At 37.2% G+C, this 15,324-nt stretch carries 12 protein-coding genes; 4 read left to right on the top strand and 8 right to left on the bottom strand.

What is annotated here, in order from left to right; translation table 11 throughout:
• The first annotated feature begins 200 nt into the window (after positions 1 to 200).
• The 3 genes from AB3K24_RS01420 to AB3K24_RS01410 all read left to right on the top strand — a co-directional run bounded on the left by AB3K24_RS01420 (position 201) and on the right by AB3K24_RS01410 (position 2,769).
• Positions 201 to 482, top strand: coding sequence for a GNAT family N-acetyltransferase (locus AB3K24_RS01420; RefSeq protein ID WP_367973455.1), 282 nt, complete (start codon positions 201 to 203; stop codon positions 480 to 482).
• On the top strand, positions 479 to 1,162 hold the full coding sequence (rpiA, locus tag AB3K24_RS01415; RefSeq protein WP_367973454.1) for a ribose-5-phosphate isomerase RpiA: 684 nt from the start codon (positions 479 to 481) through the stop codon (positions 1,160 to 1,162). Before AB3K24_RS01420 ends, rpiA begins: the two co-directional genes overlap by 4 nt.
• Positions 1,163 to 1,344: 182 nt before the next feature.
• Positions 1,345 to 2,769, top strand: a complete 1,425-nt coding sequence (locus tag AB3K24_RS01410) for an aspartate ammonia-lyase (RefSeq protein ID WP_367973453.1) — start codon at positions 1,345 to 1,347, stop codon at positions 2,767 to 2,769.
• A gap of 12 nt (positions 2,770 to 2,781) precedes the next feature.
• On the opposite strand, the gene lepA is transcribed toward AB3K24_RS01410, so the two are convergent.
• The 6 genes from lepA to araA all read right to left on the bottom strand — a co-directional run bounded on the left by lepA (position 2,782) and on the right by araA (position 11,134).
• Positions 2,782 to 4,578, bottom strand: a complete 1,797-nt coding sequence (gene lepA, locus AB3K24_RS01405; protein WP_367973452.1) for a translation elongation factor 4 — start codon at positions 4,576 to 4,578, stop codon at positions 2,782 to 2,784.
• A gap of 421 nt (positions 4,579 to 4,999) precedes the next feature.
• On the bottom strand, positions 5,000 to 5,704 hold the full coding sequence (locus AB3K24_RS01400) for an L-ribulose-5-phosphate 4-epimerase (RefSeq protein WP_367973451.1): 705 nt from the start codon (positions 5,702 to 5,704) through the stop codon (positions 5,000 to 5,002).
• A 5-nt stretch (positions 5,705 to 5,709) separates the two neighbouring features.
• Positions 5,710 to 7,332: a xylulokinase gene (locus tag AB3K24_RS01395; protein ID WP_409201752.1), complete on the bottom strand. Its 1,623-nt coding sequence runs from the start codon at positions 7,330 to 7,332 to the stop codon at positions 5,710 to 5,712.
• A 115-nt stretch (positions 7,333 to 7,447) separates the two neighbouring features.
• Positions 7,448 to 8,704, bottom strand: coding sequence for an oligosaccharide MFS transporter (locus AB3K24_RS01390; protein ID WP_367973450.1), 1,257 nt, complete (start codon positions 8,702 to 8,704; stop codon positions 7,448 to 7,450).
• A gap of 19 nt (positions 8,705 to 8,723) precedes the next feature.
• Positions 8,724 to 9,692, bottom strand: coding sequence for a glycoside hydrolase family 43 protein (locus AB3K24_RS01385; RefSeq protein ID WP_367973449.1), 969 nt, complete (start codon positions 9,690 to 9,692; stop codon positions 8,724 to 8,726).
• Between the two features lie 17 nt (positions 9,693 to 9,709).
• Positions 9,710 to 11,134, bottom strand: a complete 1,425-nt coding sequence (gene araA / locus AB3K24_RS01380) for an L-arabinose isomerase (RefSeq protein WP_367973448.1) — start codon at positions 11,132 to 11,134, stop codon at positions 9,710 to 9,712.
• 326 nt (positions 11,135 to 11,460) lie between these two features.
• Here araA and AB3K24_RS01375 point away from each other — a divergent pair, with 326 nt between their 5' ends.
• Positions 11,461 to 12,336: a class II fructose-bisphosphate aldolase gene (locus AB3K24_RS01375; RefSeq protein ID WP_367973447.1), complete on the top strand. Its 876-nt coding sequence runs from the start codon at positions 11,461 to 11,463 to the stop codon at positions 12,334 to 12,336.
• 41 nt (positions 12,337 to 12,377) lie between these two features.
• Here the strand turns inward: AB3K24_RS01375 and AB3K24_RS01370 are convergent, their stop codons facing one another.
• Together AB3K24_RS01370 and AB3K24_RS01365 are read right to left on the bottom strand one after the other, a co-directional pair.
• A complete protein-coding gene (locus tag AB3K24_RS01370) occupies positions 12,378 to 13,469 on the bottom strand; it encodes a GntR family transcriptional regulator (RefSeq protein ID WP_367973446.1) in 1,092 nt (363 codons plus the stop codon).
• Between the two features lie 617 nt (positions 13,470 to 14,086).
• Positions 14,087 to 15,118, bottom strand: a complete 1,032-nt coding sequence (locus AB3K24_RS01365; protein WP_367973445.1) for a HoxN/HupN/NixA family nickel/cobalt transporter — start codon at positions 15,116 to 15,118, stop codon at positions 14,087 to 14,089.
• Between the last annotated feature and the right edge of the window lie 206 nt (positions 15,119 to 15,324).

Raw genomic sequence — 15,324 nt, 5'->3', positions numbered from 1 at the left:
TTTTAAAGAAATTTGAAGATACTGTTTCATATGATATTATGATCGCTTAAAACCCATACGATGATTTATAGGTTACCAATTAAGCACCATGTTTTATGAGTTTATCATACCATTTATGTCAAATCATGCGGTATAATGAAAGCATAAACAGATGTTATCGATGACTTATTTCACTCGCAACAACAGAATGGAGAAAAATTATGGACTTTCAACATGAACCCGGACGTTATTTTTTACAAGACAACGACAAAACATTAGCCGAAATTATTTACACGACCATTAATGATGGTCAAACATATTCAGTTAACGCGACGCGTGTTGATCCTTCTCTACGTGGTCAAGGCATCGCTGCACAGTTACTTGATACTGTCATTAAAGATGCACAGGCTAATCATATGACAATCAAAGCAGTTTGTCCTTACGTAAAAAAGACTTTTGCCCAAAACCCCACTAAATATCAGGAGATTGCGTACAAACCATGAGCCAAGAGTTACAAAAAATTATCGCTGCCCGTCGCGCCGCTGAATTTGTCAAAAATGGTATGGTTGTCGGCATTGGTTCCGGATCAACAATTGCCCATGTGGTCGATGCCCTTGGCGAACGCGTTGTGACTGAACATTTAAAAATCGTCGGCGTCGCAACTTCTGAAAAAACACGTCGTAACGCTGCGCAACTTGGTATCCCAATGTACAATGTTGATGACGTTGACAAAATTGATTTAACGATTGATGGTGCTGATCAAATTGCAGATGACTTTTCAGCCATTAAGGGCGGTGGTGCGGCCTTACTTTGGGAAAAAATTGTTGCCTTTAACTCACGTGAGAATATTTGGGTCGTTGACGCAACGAAACGGGTCTCAAAGCTTAATCAATATCTACCCGTAGAAGTCATTCCCTATGGTTCAGACCAGCTGTTTAAACGCTTTCAAGCTGATGGCTTTCATCCGACATGGCGTTTAGATCAAAATGGTAATCCGGTACGTACTGACTCAGCTAACTTTTTGATTGATCTGCATTTACCAATAATTGAAAGTCCTCGTGAACTCGGAGATGAATTAATTAAAATGGTTGGTGTCGTTGAGCATGGCTTGTTTACAGATGTTGTCAATCGTGTTGTGATTGGTGAAAATGACCACACTGCTAAAATACTAGAAGTAAACTAAAAAATCAACACACCAATTGGTATGTTGATTTTATTTTGGTTTGATACACTAAATAAATACTTTCACCTTTAAATCACATGGTTAACAAAGGATACCACATGTCAAGATAGGTAACATGTTTAATTGGTATAGTTGCAACAAGGGATAAAATAGTCCTATAGGAATTTACTAAGGAGATCCTCATGCGCACTGAATCTGATTCACTCGGCCAACTCAACATCCCAAAGACAGCTTATTATGGCATTCATACACAACGTGCACTACATAATTTTCCCATTTCTTCACAGCCAACACACCCCGAATTGATTCGTGCTTTTTTAGAAATCAAACAAGCAGCCGCCAAAACAAATGCAACTTCTGGCAACCTCGATCGCTCCGTAGCCAAACATATTGTCAGTGCTACTAAGACGCTGCTCAATAACCCAATTGATTTATCAATGTTCCCAATTAGTGATATTCAAGGTGGCGCCGGTACATCAGCTAACATGAATGTTAATGAAGTCATTGCTAATGTCGCCTTAGAACAAACTGGCCGTTCGCGCGGTGATTATACCTACATCAACCCAAATGACGATGTTAACATGGCTCAAAGTACAAATGATACGTATCCAAGTGCTGGAAAAATAGCTTTATTACGTTTACTTGACCCGCTACTTTCGGAACTGCAGGATTTAATTGATGCTTTAGGTAATAAAGCTGATGAATTTTCAACTACCTATAAAATGGGTCGTACGCAATTGCAAGATGCCGTGCCAATGACTTTAGGTAACAGCTTTCACGCTTGGTTAAAACCATTACTCCGAGATACTTTACGCATCAAGACAGCACGCGATGCACTCTATATGCTGAACTTAGGTGGTTCAGCAATCGGTTCGGGCATTAATGTGAGTTACCATTATCAAGTGCATATTGTACCAAACCTTGCCGGTATCACCAAGTTGCCTTTAACACAAGCTCACGATCTGTTTGATGCCACACAAAATCTTGATGGCTTGGTCGCTTTATCAGGCACTTTGAAAACACTCGCCATGAGTCTCTCTAAAATTGCCAATGATTTACGATTAATGAGTTCTGGTCCACGATCTGGGCTACTCGAAATCAATTTACCAGCAAAACAAGCAGGTTCATCTATTATGCCCGGAAAAGTTAATCCAGTGATTCCAGAAGTTGTGAACCAAGTCGCTTTTGAAATGTTTGGCTTTGATGCAACAATTACCGCAGCTGCAGAGGCTGGGCAATTAGAACTCAACGCTTTTGAACCGATTATATTTCGTTCATTATTTGCTGGCATTGAACATCTCACAGCAGCAATGACTACCTTACGACTTAACGCGATTGATGGCATCACAAGTAACAAATCACGACTGGCGCAAGATATTGATTTATCAGTTAGTTTCGCTACGGCCATGACACCAATTATCGGTTATCAAGAAGCCGCCAAACTTGCCAAAGAATCTATACGAACAGGTAAATCATTGCGGCAACTTGCTGAGAAAAAATCATACTTTACACCTGATCAATTGACTCATATATTTAAAATTGAAGATATCGTCATTAACGCACGAACACCTGAACATGGGCTAGTTTTGCATGCTCCAACGTCATGACGTGACGCTTATTTATTCTTCATCCAAATTAAACATCACATTAAATACTGATTGCGGTAGCTCGATGTCATTACGTGACGCTTGACGTTTATTAACGTTTTGGCGTCGGAGTAGTTCTTGCTTCTTTGAAATACTCTGTTTTTTACCATTTACTGCAGCATTTTTTCTCAAAGGTGGTACGTCAACACGCGCAAGGACCTTCCCTTCAACAATAGCTTGCACCGGCATTGGATACATACGGCGCGGTACAGCGTATTTCAACTGGTGCACTAACTTTTGTGTCAACTGTTCAACTTCTTGTCTGTGGCTAATGAAGGTTAGCGCATCAATCCGTGCATAGTTGATATGAATATCAATTCGAACGACATCGGCCAGTTCATAACCTATTTCTTCTGTGGCTAACGATGCATAGCCATGTGAAATAGACTTTAACTTATTAAAAAAAGTATATACTATCTTTGATAATGGCATCTTGTACACCAAACTCACCAGCTGTCCTTGATTGATCATATCAATAAACACACCTTGATACGCGTTTGCTAGCGCCATGACATCGCTTAGTGTGTCACTTTTAGTAATGATAGTTGCTTGTACCATTGGCTCTTCTATCTCAACAAGTTGATCAAAATCTGGTAGGTGCACTGGATTCGTGACGATTGAAAAATCTTGACCCTCACCTTTTAAAAACGCATGATACGTCACATTAGGATAAGTAACTAGTACATCAACACCAAATTCTTTTTGCAAACGTTCTTTTATAATTTGAAGATGAAATACACCTAAAAATCCTGCTCTAAAACCAGGTCCTAGAGCATCTGATGTCTCTTCTATCAATGATAAAGAAGTGTCGTTGAGTGCTAATTTTTTAAGCGCTTTTGCCATGGGTAAATACGCCCCATTCGGATAAATGCCTGCAAACACCATTGATTGCGCTGGCTTATAACCGGCCAATGGTGTTGCTGTTGGCAATAATTTACTAGTTAATGTATCCCCAATATAGGAAACACTGGCATCTTTTATACCCGTGATTAAATAACCAACCTCACCAGATTTCAAAACTGAAACAGGGGTTCTATTTGGGGTTAATACCCCGATCTCATTAATTTTTAATGTTTTATTATTGGACAATAACAAAAATTCATCCTGTGGATTAATCTCACCATTAAATACCCGAACATAGAGAATAAGTCCCTTGAATGAATCATAGTAAGCATCAAATATTAACGCAGATAATGGACCATCATCATCACCTACCGGCGCCACCATATCCGTGACAATTGCTTCAAGTAATTCATGAACGCCTTGTCCCGTTTTTGCCGAAACATGTAAGATTTGACGATTTTTGAGATTTGGTGATAACGCTCTTATTTCTGTCTCAACCTGGTCTATTTGAACATCTGGATTATCTATTTTATTAATGACTGGGATAATTTTTGTGCCAATTTCTTCAGCAATTCTTAAATTAGCAACTGTTTGTGCTTGAACGCCTTGCGTCGCATCAACCAATAAAATGGCATTATCACTGGCTTTTAAACTTTTACTGACTTCATAACTGAAATCAACATGACCTGGTGTGTCAATCAAATTAATTTCATATGTCTGATTGTCATCGGCATGATACATATTACGTACTGCTCGTGCTTTAACTGTGACACCATGTTCTTTTTCAACATCTAAGTCATCAAGTAGCTGTGCTTTAGTTTCTCGGTTACTAACCGTTTCTGTTTGTTCCATTATACGATCTGATAGCGTCGATTTTCCATGATCAATATGTGCAATAATGGATAAATTACGAATTTTATCATTCATAGTTTTTCTCCTTTTTTTGGCTCATGCAAGATCAGGAATTTGCCTGATCACGATTTAAAAAATTAAAGCGCCGACAAGTAATATCTTTTTCATGTTAGAAAACCTCCTTCATATATGTCATTTATAAGTTTATATCTTACCATCAATAGTATCAAGCAGATTATAAAAATTAATTGTTGCTAGGTATCATTCATTGCCTGATGTAGTCCCCCTATATCGTATTAACCACACCCTAACTTGACTAATAAAACGGTCCTGAGACGATAAATATACAAAAAATGCAGGTACTTTAATCGTGTGAACACAATAATGATTAAAGTACCTGCATTTTTTACAGTATTTAGTTATATTTTATAATTTGGCACCTAATTACTAATCAATCGCATTAAAATAGCAAAAACGTTTAAATATGCTAGCTATTTCAATGGCTACCTTGTCCATAATAAGCATTAGCCCCATGTTTACGATAATAATGTTTATCTAATAGGTACTGTGGTACGTGGATATCTTGTGCTGGATTCAGTTGCATCGTGTGATAATCCATGTCTGCTACAACATCTAAAACTATCGCATTATGGACAGCAGCCATCGCATCTTCTCCCCATGTAAATGGCCCATGATCATTAGTCAACACGCCTGGGATTGCCATGGGATCAAGGCCTTCTCGTTCAAACACACGAACGATTGATTTACCGGTATTTAATTCGTAGTCTTGAGCAACTTCGACTTGCGTTAACCGATCAGCCACTGGTACATCACCATAAAATGTGTCAGCATGTGTGGTCCCTGCTGCCGGTACTGGTATGCCTGCTTGAGCAAACGCCACCGCCCATTTTGAATGGGTATGCACGATACCGCCTAAATCAGGCCAATGTCGATACAAAAAAGCGTGTGTTGGTGTGTCACTTGATGGGTTCATATCACCTTCAACCACATGTCCCTCTAAATCAACAACAACCATGTCTTCTGGTCTGAGTGCCGCATAATCTACGCCACTGGGTTTAATAACAAATAGCCCTTTTTCACGGTCAATTTGCGAGACATTGCCCCATGTGAGTGTCACCAACTGATTAGCTGGCAAAGCCATATTAGCTTCATAAACGATTTTTTTCAAATTTTCTAACATAACGTTCATTCCTTTCTTTTTTGTGATGGTAATGCTTTAATAGCCGCTAGTTCAATGTCTAACCCAGCAACATATCTTGCCATAAACGCCTCAAATCCAGCAACATCGCTTGGATCTGGTGATAACGTTTCAGACTTTTCATCAGCGAAAACAACATGGCTTAAAAATTCAGATAATGTTTCATTGGTACTTTTATTAGCAGCATATAGAGACAAAATTGCCATACCCCAAGGACCACCTTCACCAGCAGTTTTCATCACAGTAACGTTGGTATTTAAAGCTGCCGCTAACAGTTTTTGAGCAACAATCGGTGTTTTGAATACACCACCTTGTGCCACAATATTATCAGTCAATACCTGCTCATCCTCTAATATTCGCATGCCAATTTTAATCGCTCCGAAAGCCGTAAATAAATGCAAACGCATCAAATTACCAATTGTAAAATTGGCGTCAGGTTGCCGAACAAGCAATGGTCGGCCCTCAGGAATTGCCGTAATATTTTCTCCAGAATAATAACCGTAGCCAGAAAGCCCACCTGCATCAGGATCAGCATCATTTAAAGCAGCGTTAAATAACGTTTGATAGAGTTTACTGATTGACATATCGCAACCAATTAACTTTGCAAATTGCGCAAAAAGTTTCGACCAGGCATTTAAATCAGATGCAGAATTGTTAGCATGCACCATTGCTACTGGTAATCCAGTAGGTGTTGTGACAATATCAATATTACTGTAAACATGTTCAAGGCTTTTTTCCAACACTATCATTGAAAAAATTGACGTACCGACCGAAATATTTCCTGTTCTCTTTTTAACACTATTAGTGGCTACCATACCAGTTCCGGCATCGCCTTCAGGCGGCGCAATAATTGCGCCAGCTGTTAGGTGACCCGTAGGATCTAATAAATTTGCCCCTTTTTCTGTCAAATAGCCAGCGTTTTCCCCAGCTTTTAATGGCTTAGGCAAAATATTTTCTAGTTGCCAATTATATTGTTGAACTGATTTCAATGAACTGAATTTATCCAACATGACGTGATTATAAGTACCCGTTTTTTCGTCAATTGGGAACATACCTGATGCATCACCAATACCAATTACCTTGTCACCTGTTAACTGCCAATGTACATAACCAGCCAGTGTCGTGAGAAAATCAACATTTTTAACATGGGTTTCTTGATTTAAAATGGCTTGATAGAGATGTGCAATGCTCCAACGCTGCGGAATATTAAAGTTAAATAATTGGGTTAATTCTGAGGCAGCTTGACCCGTGATAGCGTTGCGCCACGTTCTAAAGGGAACCAATAACTCATTATTCTTATCAAATGCCAAATAGCCATGCATCATAGCAGAAAATCCCATTGTTTTAATATGTGTTATATCTACGTCATAATCATCGTGAATCTGTTTTTGCAACTTAACATATGCCGTCTGTAATCCTAACCAAATGTCAGAAATGGCATATGTCCAAAGACCATTTTTAAAGTTATTGTCCCACTCGTAACTTCCTGAAGCGATTGTTTTAAAATCTTCTGTTGTTAACACAGCTTTAACAGTAGTTGAACCAAATTCTACGCCCAAAGCAATGTTACCTGCTTTAATCGCTTGCATTGTTTCTTTATGTGTCATCATAAATATTCTCCTAAGTGAAAAACACTAATCAGTGCGTGTTCATCTGACTAGCATTTTTGTTTTGATTCAGATCATGAGTGGACGTGACCATATTCAAAATGTCCGAACAAATTTATCACAGTTTTTTTATCTCAACATTTTTGAGACTAATATTATTTTTATCAGTTTTGGATAACGTAAAGAAAGCAAATATTGATATTAGAAGCACAAATCCACCCATAAGTAGATATGTTTTTTGAAATCCAATACCATCATACATTTGTCCCGCTACCGCTGAAAAAATGAATACAGAAATTTGTTTCATAAAATTAGCGGCTAACGCGTAGATTGTTGCGTATAATCTTAAATCAAATGAATCTGAAATATATTTCATGATTGAGACCAAAACTAATGGCATTTCAAACCCAGCTAATAAACGTAGTGCCACAATAAATATCCAATTAGGTGCCAAGGCTGTACCAATAATACGGAAAGCGGTAATAAATCCATAAATTAATAAGCCATTTCGTGGACCTATTTTATTGATAATCCAAGGCATTGGAATCATCAAAATAAGCTCTATCACCATTTGAGCTGTCACAGTATTAGCATATACCGTGGTCGATACAGCAGTAGATGTGAAAAATTGATGAAAGAAAATAATGAATTGTTGGTCAAAAACATCATACAGTGCTGAGGCACCCATGTAAAAGATACCTAAAAACCAAAAATTCTTTAATTTAAAAATTTTACTAATATCTGACATTTTGAGTTTTTCTGATGTTTCACCAGTTGAAACAGTGTTTTCATAATCAATTTTATTGAAAAACACAAACATAATAATTGCAATAATTGCAGATACTGTTGCTGCCCAAAATATAGCATTAGGTGTCCACAGAAATAGGCGGCCGCCAATAAACGAAGCCACCATTCCAGCTACCGATCCACCAATACGAGAATGTCCAAATTCAAAACGATTGGCTAAGGAAGCTCGTTGGACATACTGTTCAATGACTGATACACCGCCATTAAGAACAAAAGCTAAGTAAATTCCAGTAAGAATTGCGACCGTAAATGGATTCATCGCATGTAAAACAGGAAGAAAAACCCACTGGAAATATGGCCCAACTAAAGCACCTGCAAATAGGATAATAAGAACTAGCGTTTTCTTAAAAACCAATCGATCAGATAAAATTCCAAAAATTGGCTGATATAACAGTGACATACCTGCCATCAAAGAAAAAATCATACCAGATTCAGAACCTGTTAAATGAGCAACTTGTTCTAACCACAAGGTTAAATAACCATTAACTATCGCCCAAATAAAGAAATAAGAAAAGTGTGAAACCGGAAATGACCAAAATTGGCCATGCTTTTTTGTCATTGATTCCATGTTTATATTCTCCTATAAACTATTCGTAGTTATACGCCGTAGGCGTTCCAAAAATAGGATTTCCGTCAGAATCCCATTCAAACGTCTGAATACATGTGTGCCGATTCGGATCATACAATGGATCGCCTTTTATTTTTGTATAATTGCGTGAATGATAAACTAAAATATCTTTTTCCCCATCTTCTGAAGTTGTGAATGAATTATGACCGGGTCCAAATTGATGAATTCCTAAATCACTAGTAAAAACTGGTTTGTTAGATTTATGCCAATTACTTGGATTTAAGAGATCTTTATCCTCATCAATTGTTAGCATGCCCATAGCATAATTTTCATCCGTAGCACTTGCTGAATATGTTAAAAATATTTTGTTGCCATGATGAATTAGGGCTGGACCTTCATTGACATGGAAAATACGATTTTCCCATTCATATTCTGGTTTTGTAAGCAAAACAGGGTCTGATTTTAGCGTCCAAGGATTTGCCATTTTTGAGATATAAATATTTGAATTGCCAATAATATCTGGATCCTTTTGTGCCCAAACATAATAAAGTGAGTCTTTCCAGGAAAAGGTTGTCGCATCAAGAGAAAAACTGTCAATAGGAGTCACGACGCGACCTTTTTCAACCCAATTATCTTCATCTGCCATTGGATTAACTGCTTCGCACTCTAATACATACATTCTATGCTGGAACATACCATTTGCATCAAATTCAGTTGTTTTTGATGCCGCAAAGTATATGTACCACTTCTCATTTATATAATGTAATTCTGGTGCCCAGATTAATTGACTCATTTCACCAGTTTGATGTTTGCGCCAAATTGTTTTTGGCGCGGCGTGCGCCAAGCCATTCAGAGTTTTTGCACGTCTTAATTCAATTAAATTATAAGCTGGTACGGAAGCACTTAAATAATAATAACCATCAGTATGTTTATATATTTGAGGATCTGCTCGTTGAATTATTAATGGGTTAATGTAATTTTTAGTCATTTTTTAATTCTCCCTTGTTACTTAATATCTACGAACGTCAGACCAAACAACTTCGCTAAATCAGTTAGTTGTTCAGTATCGACAGCAAAACTCAACGTTGTATGATGCCCACCACCCAATGTTAACCAACCTTCTGCACCAGCTTTAAGGCCTGTTTTAGGTGTCCAAAGTTGCTTCGCAACAGGTAAAAATGGTGTTTCCGCTTCAGGCTTGTTCCCTGTGACTTCATAACTAATCAATTTAAATTCATCACCAAAATCAGCTAACGTGACATCAATTGCATCACCGGTACGTCCAGTGAAGACCAAACGTGCTGGATCCTCTTTACCGCCAATATCTAATGGATGCACCTCAACGCGCGGCTTATCTGAGGCAATTGTTGGATCAACCTCTAGCATGTGTGACCCTAAAATTGCTTCATGTCCCTTGCGCAAATCTAAAGTGTAGTCTTCCATAAAGGCTGTTGCCTGATTATGAGAAATAATTTTTAGTAAACGCGTTAGGGCAGCTGTTTTCCAGTCACCTTCTCCAGCAAATCCATAACCATCAGCCATCAATAGTTGAACTGCCAAACCAGGTAACTGTTCCAAACCAACTAAGTCTTCAAAATTAGTCGTAAATCCTGAATAACCTTTGTCAGTCATAAATTTCTTAATGGCAATATACTCGCGTATCTGATATTTGACATTATGTTCAAACTTTTCCGGTGTATTTTCACCTGCAATAAAATCATATTTTTCTTGTAAGTCTTCATAGAGTTGATCAATGTCAGCATCACTGACTACATTAACGTAAGCAACTAAGTCGCCCACACCCCAATAATCCACTGTCCAACCTAGCTTAATTTGAGCTTCAACTTTATCACCATCTGTCACTGCAACATCGCGCATTTTGTCCGCAAAAGTTACAATTTTAATTTTGAAACTCTCATTATAGCCAACAGCAACAGCCATCCATTTGGCAATTTGCGTTTGAATATCATCATCGGCCCAGTGACCAAAAATAATTTTGTTATTCAAACGTAAGCGCGCATTAATAAATGCATATTCGCGATCACCATGAGCAGATTGATTTAAATTCATATAATCAAAGTCAATTGTGTCATAAGGTATAGTATTTAACATTTGTGTTGCTAAATGCATGAGAGGCTTATTTAATAATTGCGTGCCACGAATCCAATTTTTTGCTGGTGAAAATGTATGTGCCCAAGTAATAACACCGGCGACAGAATCATCATAGTTTGCTTCTTTCATTGCTTTTGTAATGTTTTCAGCAGTAACACCTACTGTCTTGAACTCAATTGGATACGGTAGTTTACCCGATTCGTTTAATTTGTTAATCATCTTTTTCGAATCTTCTTCAACCTGAGTCAATACTTTGGGTCCATACAGAAATTGAGATCCTGTCACAAACCAAAACTTGTAATCTTTTATATCAGCCATTTTCCGCAGTCCTTCTTAATATATAATTTGTAAGTAACATTGAACAAAAACTTATTTATCTAGAATGAATAAATTTTTGTAACCGCTTACAAGAACACTATAAAACATTTGTCCGTATATGTCAATTAATATATTTTTTATAGAATGAATAAAACAGGCGTGATATTTTTTTAAATTGGTATACCTTGTTTTTTAAATCATTTAGTTGTATAATTTCTGATATGCTCAATTAATTGTAACCGCTTTCAACATCTGATTCTGGTCACTTTTTAAAATTGCAGCATTTTTAAATTAAGCAATATCATAAAAAAGGATGGTACTCAAAAATGACAATCGTTTCAGGAATGAAAATGATACAACATGCACGTAGTAATGGCTATGCTGTTGGCGCTTTTAATACAAATAATCTTGAATGGACTCAAGCAATTTTACGTGTTGCTGAAAGTAAGCAGGCACCCACAATTATTGGGGCTTCAATGGGTGCCATCAAGTATATGGGCGGCTTTAAAACTGTGGCAAATTTAATTCGTGATTTAGATGATGACATGAACATTTCAGTCCCAATTGCAATCCATCTCGATCATGGTGATTATCAAGCTGCCAAAGCGGCTATTGCGGCTAATTTTACTTCGGTCATGTTCGATGGCTCACATTTACCATTAAAAGAAAATTTAGCGAAAACACGTGAAATTGTCCAATTAGCCCATGAAAAAGGCATCTCAGTAGAGGCTGAAGTCGGTAGTATTGGTGGCGAAGAAGACGGTATTATCGGTAGCGGTGAGATAGCACCAATCGCAGACGCTGTTGCTATGGTTAATACCAATATTGATTTTTTAGCCGCTGGTATAGGTAACATTCATGGTGCTTATCCAACGGACTGGCCAGGGTTACAACTGAACCATTTGCATAAATTAACTGATGCAATCAATGATGCTATTGGCTATGATTTTCCGGTTGTTTTACATGGCGGCTCAGGCGTACCAGATAAACAAATTCGTGAAGCGATTACTATGGGTGTTGCCAAAGTAAACGTCAATACTGAAGCACAGCTGGCTTTTCATCAAGCATTGCGTGACTTTATATTAACTGATCAAGATCTGCAAGGTAAAAATTATGATCCTCGTAAGTTATTAGCTCCCGGTGTCAAAGCCATTGAAAACGCGTTATCTGATCGCATAGATGTTTTTGGCAGTTATCAATGATAGAAAGATATACGTAAAAAAGCTAATTAGAAAATAAATTTCTAATTAGCTTTTTTACGTATATCTTTCACAGAATCGCGTGCTATTAATTTGGAATCATACACAATATCAGTTACTTTATGGTGCTTTATTTTTTGCAGTAACAGTTTGGCTGCATCTTTTCCCATATTTTGCTTGGCATGTGTCATTGTTGTCAGTCTCGGAGACAAATATTGAGACAACTGAAAATCATCAAATCCTATGACCGATATATCTTCTGGCACGCTTAAACCAACATCATGTATTAAATCAATTATTCTAATTGCCAATTGATCATTATATGTAATAATTGCTGTGGGTCGTTTCTCCGGTTCTTTTAACAATAACTCGGTAGTACTTTGTAACGCGTCACTGACTTCATCGGACTTATACATAATTGGGGTACAATTCGGCAAGATATTTGGATGATCTTGATAGGCTTTTAAATACCCCTCTAAACGATGTACACCTTGACTATCAGAAACTTGAAAGATACCAATAATTTTTTGATGCCCTCGGTCAATTAAATAATTAGTGGCACGATAAAAAGCTGCCTTGTCATCACTAAGCAATGTGGTCCCTTCAAAATTATTATAGGCCGCATTAATAAATATCATAGGAATATTCATTTGATCTAACTTTTGATATAAATCAACATTAGGTGTGTCTATTGCACTTTGAGTCGGTTCAATAATTAGCCCACCTAAATTTTGACTCATAAGATTTATAAGTGCTGTACGTTCTCGCACAGGATCATTATGTGTATTGGCTAAAATAAGAGAAAAGCCATTTTCAGATAACACTTGGTCTGCACCATCAATAATGGCCGGAAAAATATATGAGGCCACGTGAGTAGATAAAATACCAATAACTTTAGGAATCTCTTCAAACTTTTTTGTGGTCGACCAATCAGCGACGAAAGAGCCACCACCTTGTACGCGATAGATAAATTTTTCATTTTCCAAATCAGAAATGGCACGGCGCACTGTATATCGGCTTACTGAAAAAGCAGCCATCATGTCACTTTCAGTAGGCAGTTGTTGATCCTTTTCGTAAGTACCACGCAATATTTGATCTAAAATATTTTTTTTAACAATTTCATATTTATTTGCCATAGTAACATTATTCGTGCAGAACATTGGTCTCTAACAATCATCTGCGCAAAACCCATCATTTATTTTGTGTATTTTTTCAAGACACTCTAATCTTAACATACTCTCGCATAGTCATACAAAATATGGCTTTTTACATCCTGTGTTATATTAGACTAAATCTTATTTTTAATGTGTCAGATTCTATAATTAGCAGCTAGCATTAATAATTACACCTGTTTTGGACATTGGAAAGTAAATACAGTGCTTTCAAGTCGCGAAAAAGATAAAGCTTGCTTAGTAATTTTTGTCGCACGACAAACCAGATATACCAGCCACGAAAGAAGCCCTGGGCAAAAGGAACCAATTATTATCATTATGCCAAAGAAAACATGTCATGCACAATTGTATGGCGATTGCTTATGTATAGACTTACTGATACGGTTATTTAACGATAAAATAAAAAACGTCAATCAAGACGTCTCTCATTACTGCCTAACTATGTACGTCAGCCCCTGGAATATACTTCAATTTAGATAAAAGAAATATGGCGATCGTAAAATCACTGGGCTGACTGGTAAATCATATCATGATTTGACAACTAAATCAAATGTCTGTCACATATAACTGACATATTAAAATTATCCCACTAACTTTTCTTTATCTGCCAATTTAAAAATATGCCAAAATGTGATAGCAATTACCCAAGTGACTATAAATAACATCACCAAGATCAATCCCATTTTATTAAAATCTAAAGCTGCTACCCAGCGTGTTAATGCATTATGCCAACCAAACATGGCGCCAAACGACTGTACTAAATCAACGAAGCCAATAAATCCGGCTGCTAAAATAGAAATTCCGGTAATCGTTAAATTATAATAAACTTTACGATAGGGTGACGAAAATATCCAATTATACGTCGTACTCATAAAAAAGCCATCTACTGTATCCATCAGACACATACCAGCAGTGAATAACAGTGGAAAAGCCATTGTGGCATACCATGGTACCCCTGCATTTGCTGCAGTAGCCGATGTTGCCAACACAGCAATTTGTGTTGCTGTATCAAATCCTAAACCAAATAGAAAACCAACAACAGCTACCTGCCAATTATGTTTGATCAGTCCCAATAACTTTAAAAATAAGCGATAAATTTTAGACGCAACCACTTGTTTATCCATTTCAGTAAATTGGTTACCCCGCTGACTCATTTTTTTAAATCTCAGCCAAATATCATGCAAAATAAAACTGTTAACAATAGCTAACATGAGCAACATAAACCCAGCAATTAAAGTGCCAATAGCGCCACCAATTTGTTCAAAAATAGGCATGGTATGCTTTGCCCATTCGACAAATACGACCGTTAATAACGCCATTAGTACCACAACCATTGAATGACCCAATGAAAAACTAAAACCAACACCCCTTGTATTTTTGCCATCATGAAGCATTTTACGTGTCATATTATCAATAGCTGCGATATGATCGACGTCAAACGCATGATGTAGCCCCATTGTAAAAGATAAATAAGCCATCGCAATCATGTCAGGATACTGCGTCGCGCTAGTCATCAATAAAACAATCCCAGCTATTAAGAAAAGTAAAATAACGATCCCATATCGTAAGGCATCAGACCTAATTGTTGCTTGTTTTTTTGTAGTTAATATCACAAGTTTTCTCCTCCTACTGTGTAATAGTAGATTATCACGTTCGTTACGACATATATATATTGTGAACAAATCATGTCCTTAACGCACCAAATATGTCCTTCTACCGTGATTTTTAGGCAACAAAACGTCATCAAAAACGCCAATGTTCGGGCGTTTTTGATGACGTTTTGTTGCTAATGATATTTGTATACTTTAGTAAATAAGCA

It is taken from the genome of Leuconostoc aquikimchii, from assembly GCF_040838325.1.
Taxonomy (GTDB): Bacteria; Bacillota; Bacilli; order Lactobacillales; family Lactobacillaceae; genus Leuconostoc; species Leuconostoc aquikimchii.
This window is presented reverse-complemented; position numbering and strand designations above follow the sequence as displayed.

Excerpts from the sequence above, each read along its gene's own strand:
- AB3K24_RS01420 (WP_367973455.1), top strand. The coding sequence starts at position 201 with ATGGACTTTCAACATGAACCCGGACGTTATTTTTTACAAGACAACGAC.
- rpiA (WP_367973454.1), top strand. The coding sequence starts at position 479 with ATGAGCCAAGAGTTACAAAAAATTATCGCTGCCCGTCGCGCCGCTGAA.
- AB3K24_RS01410 (WP_367973453.1), top strand. The coding sequence starts at position 1,345 with ATGCGCACTGAATCTGATTCACTCGGCCAACTCAACATCCCAAAGACA.
- lepA (WP_367973452.1), bottom strand. The coding sequence starts at position 4,578 with ATGAATGATAAAATTCGTAATTTATCCATTATTGCACATATTGATCAT.
- AB3K24_RS01400 (WP_367973451.1), bottom strand. The coding sequence starts at position 5,704 with ATGTTAGAAAATTTGAAAAAAATCGTTTATGAAGCTAATATGGCTTTG.
- AB3K24_RS01395 (WP_409201752.1), bottom strand. The coding sequence starts at position 7,332 with ATGATGACACATAAAGAAACAATGCAAGCGATTAAAGCAGGTAACATT.
- AB3K24_RS01390 (WP_367973450.1), bottom strand. The coding sequence starts at position 8,704 with ATGGAATCAATGACAAAAAAGCATGGCCAATTTTGGTCATTTCCGGTT.
- AB3K24_RS01385 (WP_367973449.1), bottom strand. The coding sequence starts at position 9,692 with ATGACTAAAAATTACATTAACCCATTAATAATTCAACGAGCAGATCCT.
- araA (WP_367973448.1), bottom strand. The coding sequence starts at position 11,134 with ATGGCTGATATAAAAGATTACAAGTTTTGGTTTGTGACAGGATCTCAA.
- AB3K24_RS01375 (WP_367973447.1), top strand. The coding sequence starts at position 11,461 with ATGACAATCGTTTCAGGAATGAAAATGATACAACATGCACGTAGTAAT.
- AB3K24_RS01370 (WP_367973446.1), bottom strand. The coding sequence starts at position 13,469 with ATGGCAAATAAATATGAAATTGTTAAAAAAAATATTTTAGATCAAATA.